The 3,538-nt window shown below is 42.1% G+C and carries 5 protein-coding genes and 1 tRNA gene; 4 read left to right on the forward strand and 2 right to left on the reverse strand.

Translation table 11 applies throughout. The annotated features are described in order from the left end of the window. Positions 1–137 precede the first annotated feature (137 nt). The 3 genes from hisF to ACFE90_RS37125 all read left to right on the forward strand — a co-directional run bounded on the left by hisF (position 138) and on the right by ACFE90_RS37125 (position 1,372). Positions 138–911, forward strand: coding sequence for an imidazole glycerol phosphate synthase subunit HisF (gene hisF, locus ACFE90_RS37115; RefSeq protein WP_375507230.1), 774 nt, complete (start codon positions 138–140; stop codon positions 909–911). 99 nt (positions 912–1,010) lie between these two features. Then, the gene (locus ACFE90_RS37120; RefSeq protein WP_100901219.1) at positions 1,011–1,205 is read left to right on the forward strand and encodes a hypothetical protein; all 195 of its coding nucleotides are present in this window, start codon (positions 1,011–1,013) and stop codon (positions 1,203–1,205) included. A gap of 94 nt (positions 1,206–1,299) precedes the next feature. Then, positions 1,300–1,372: transfer RNA gene (locus ACFE90_RS37125), tRNA-Ala, on the forward strand. A gap of 37 nt (positions 1,373–1,409) precedes the next feature. On the opposite strand, the gene ACFE90_RS37130 is transcribed toward ACFE90_RS37125, so the two are convergent. Continuing rightward, complete coding sequence (locus tag ACFE90_RS37130; protein ID WP_375507231.1) at positions 1,410–2,669, reverse strand: ATP-binding protein; 1,260 nt, start codon at positions 2,667–2,669, stop codon at positions 1,410–1,412. Between the two features lie 45 nt (positions 2,670–2,714). On the opposite strand from ACFE90_RS37130, the gene ACFE90_RS37135 reads away from it, so the two are divergent. Further along, entirely contained in the window at positions 2,715–3,278 is a 564-nt protein-coding gene (locus ACFE90_RS37135) for a Uma2 family endonuclease (protein ID WP_375507232.1), read from the forward strand. 14 nt (positions 3,279–3,292) lie between these two features. On the opposite strand, the gene ACFE90_RS37140 is transcribed toward ACFE90_RS37135, so the two are convergent. Then, a partial coding sequence (locus tag ACFE90_RS37140; RefSeq protein ID WP_375507233.1) for a WD40 repeat domain-containing protein occupies positions 3,293–3,538 on the reverse strand: 246 nt, incomplete at its 5' end.

A 3,538-nucleotide genomic window follows, 5' to 3' on the forward strand; every position in this document is an offset into this window, starting at 1 on the left:
GGCAGCCGAGCCCGCAGGCCTATCAGGGGGAGAAAGAAGAACCAATGCCCAATGCCCGTGAAAATTTAAGTTTGAGAATACCCGCGCCAATTTAAAATTTAAATTCCGGTCAATTACCCAGAAGTACAAAAGTTATTATGTTATCTAAAAGAATCTTACCGTGCTTAGATGTGAAGGCGGGACGGGTTGTCAAAGGAGTTAACTTTGTAAATCTCCAAGATGCAGGCGATCCGGTAGAACTGGCCAAGGTTTACAACAAAGCCGGTGCTGATGAGTTAGTATTTCTGGATATTACAGCTACTCATGAAGACCGAGCTACTATTTTAGATGTCGTCTACCGAACTGCTGAACAGGTCTTTATTCCATTGACTGTGGGTGGTGGCATTCAATCCTTAGAAAATGTTAAAGCTTTGTTACGAGCAGGCGCAGATAAGGTTAGTATTAATTCTGCGGCGGTGCGTGATCCAGACTTGATCAATCGGGCAAGCGATCGCTTTGGTAATCAGTGCATAGTTGTTGCTATTGATGCCAGACGCAGAAATAACCCGGAGAATCCAGGTTGGGATGTGTATGTGCGGGGTGGCAGGGAAAATACAGGCTTAGATGCTCTACTTTGGGCACAAGATGTTGAAAAACGGGGGGCCGGTGAACTGCTAGTAACAAGTATGGATGCTGATGGAACCCAAGCAGGGTATGATATTGAGATTACACGGGCAATTGCCAATGCTGTAGAAATTCCAGTTATTGCTTCTGGTGGTGCAGGTAATTGTGAACATATCTACACAGCCCTAACTGAAGGCAAAGCTGAAGCGGCATTACTCGCATCCCTGTTACATTACGGACAATTAAGCGTAGCAGAAATCAAAAATTACTTGCGCGATCGCAACGTGCCAGTAAGAACATTCTCTTAACTTACTATTTAGCATTTAATGACATCTATCTAAGGTTAGGCACACTTCCTGAAAAGGGTGTTAATATTATTTTACAAGTATTAACAAATATTAAAAAATATGTTGCTTCCTATTTTACTTTTTGATGTAGCTTTGGTGGCGTGGTCACTGCACTTGATGGAAAGAGCCTACGAGAGTAAAGAATTTTCTCTGATGCTGGCTGGTACATTAGTTGCTCTGGCTGCTGCTGCCATGTTAGTAGTTTACTTTTTGATGGGGCACTGTATGACCTATTTGTTGCAAGTGTCGTTGTGAGTGCCCAGTGGTAGAAAGGATATTTTAAATTTAGTTTCTACAAAAAGCTTGACAAAGTACCAATATTCAAGCCATTATATATAATGGATTTTAAGGGGTTATAGCGCAGTTGGTAGCGCACCTCAATGGCATTGAGGGGGTCAGCGGTTCGAATCCGCTTAGCTCCATTCTTAAGATACTAACCCTCTCTATTAATGGAGAGGGTTAGGAAAATTTATCAGAAGGTTTTATTTGCTGTTTACGTAGCCAGTCTCGAAAGTTGGAATGATAGAGACTGTAATGAGTTTCTGAGGCGATTTGTTGTTGTAAGAACTCTAGCCAATTTTCTAGCACTTCTTCAACTTCATACTCATCAGTATCAATGATTTGTGCGATCGCTGCGGTGGTCTGCGCCAACGCATCTACTGATATTGCTTTTTGCTGCTGTATTAAGACATTTAACACATCTGTCCTATGTTCCGTGTCTTGTTTGGGTGGAAACATTTTGTGTAAATGCTGCTGATAATATGCTTCTAAACCAGGCGGGAGTTGATTGGACTGGAAAGATTCCGGGTAGAAATTTTCTGCGTTAGCAACGCTTACCGTACCCCTACGTGGAAGCAAGCTACGCGTAGCGTCTCGTAGAGAAGGTATCGCACTTATTACCTGACTGAGATACATAAAATTATTTTCGCTCAAAGTGGTGAGGCGATCACAGAATTCTTGCTCACTAATCTGGTGATTACTTAGCCAAGATTTAAGATTCCCCCTTAACGAGGGAGAAATATTGCCCCCCTTTTCAAGGGGGGTTGGGGGGATCTGTTGAAGGGTTAGGTAATTTTGAATATACGCTTGAATATCCCGCCGATTTTCTTCTGGATAATCTGCCAAATCAAGACTTTGCGACGGTGTTTCAATTAATAAACCCGACTTCTCCCGCAAGAAAGGTCTACGAGTGAGGAGAAAATAGACCTTATCTGGGAGATAGCGAGGGAGATAAAACAGATTTGTACCAGGTGGTTGGCTGTTACGGTCAATGCAATTCAACCCATCAATGGCAATTATCAGTTTTTGATTAGGTTCTAACTCATCGCTGATTTGCTGGAGAAGACTAGAGAAAAACCAACTTCCCTCTATGGCGTTATCAGGGAGAGAGGTGTAATTAAGCGAGTATTGATTAATGAGTTGCGTGCAGATATTTATGAGAAATTCGTCAGCAGGATTTTTACCCTCAAGTTCGGCATTGTAATAAATAACTTGAGGATTGTTTGTCACATATTTAGCGAGGATGGCACTTTTACCACTACCGGGTGCGCCAATAATGGTGAAGTAACCCTGGTTATGGCGGTGGAGAAAGTTGTTAATAGCCGAGAAGACAAATTCACGACCGACAAAGTTTTGGCTTTTTTCTTGAATGATTTGCTCAAACTCCGTTGGATGTCCTCTGGAATTGATTGCAGTGGGTGGTTTAGGTGGTGAGTTCATAATTGTGAGGAATAATTAAAAGATGAGGCAACAGTAGAGGTGATCATGACTGTACAATTGCTAAGACGAAAATTTACGGTTGAGCAATATCATAAGATGGTTAAGTCGGGGATTCTCACAGAAGATGACCGGGTGGAATTGATTCGGGGAGAGATAATTGAGATGTCGCCGATTGGAACAAAACACGCTGCTTGTGTGAAACGGTTAAACAAACTCTTGTCTGAGAAGTTACGGGATAGAGTTCTCATTGCTATTCAAGACCCTGTGGAAGTGAACAATAACTCAGAACCTCAGCCAGATGTCGCATTACTTAAACCCCGTGATGATTTCTACGCCACTGGACACCCCCAACCCCAGGATATTTTTTTACTAATTGAAGTATCTGATTCGACTGTGATGTATGACCGAGAAGAGAAAATTCCTTTATATGCAGAAGCAAACATAATTGAAGTTTGGTTAGTAGATATTAACGAGCAAATTGTGGAAGTTTATCAACAACCGACAGCCGCAAGATATCAGCATATTCAAAAGTTCACTAGCGGTCAAACTTTATCAATTAAAGCTTTCCCTAATGTAAACATTACCGTCAATGAAATCTTTGGCAGATAAAATTACTTCTCCCCTCATTCCTCTCTCATCCCTTGAAGACGCAAAAAATGCACCCTACCTGATTGTTCGCCTGCCACAATTGTCATGCCGTCTGGTGCAACTGCACAGCAATTAATGGAACTATCCCCTGTGAAAGTGGCAGTGAATTCTCCTGTTGCGATACTCCAGATTTTGAGGGTACTATCATCAGAAGTGGAAATCGCCTGCTGTCCATTGGGAGTAATGGTGACTACTTTTACTGAGGAGTTATGACCATTGAG

The sequence above is a fragment of the uncultured Nostoc sp. genome (assembly GCF_964245445.1).
Taxonomy (GTDB): domain Bacteria; phylum Cyanobacteriota; class Cyanobacteriia; order Cyanobacteriales; family Nostocaceae; genus Nostoc.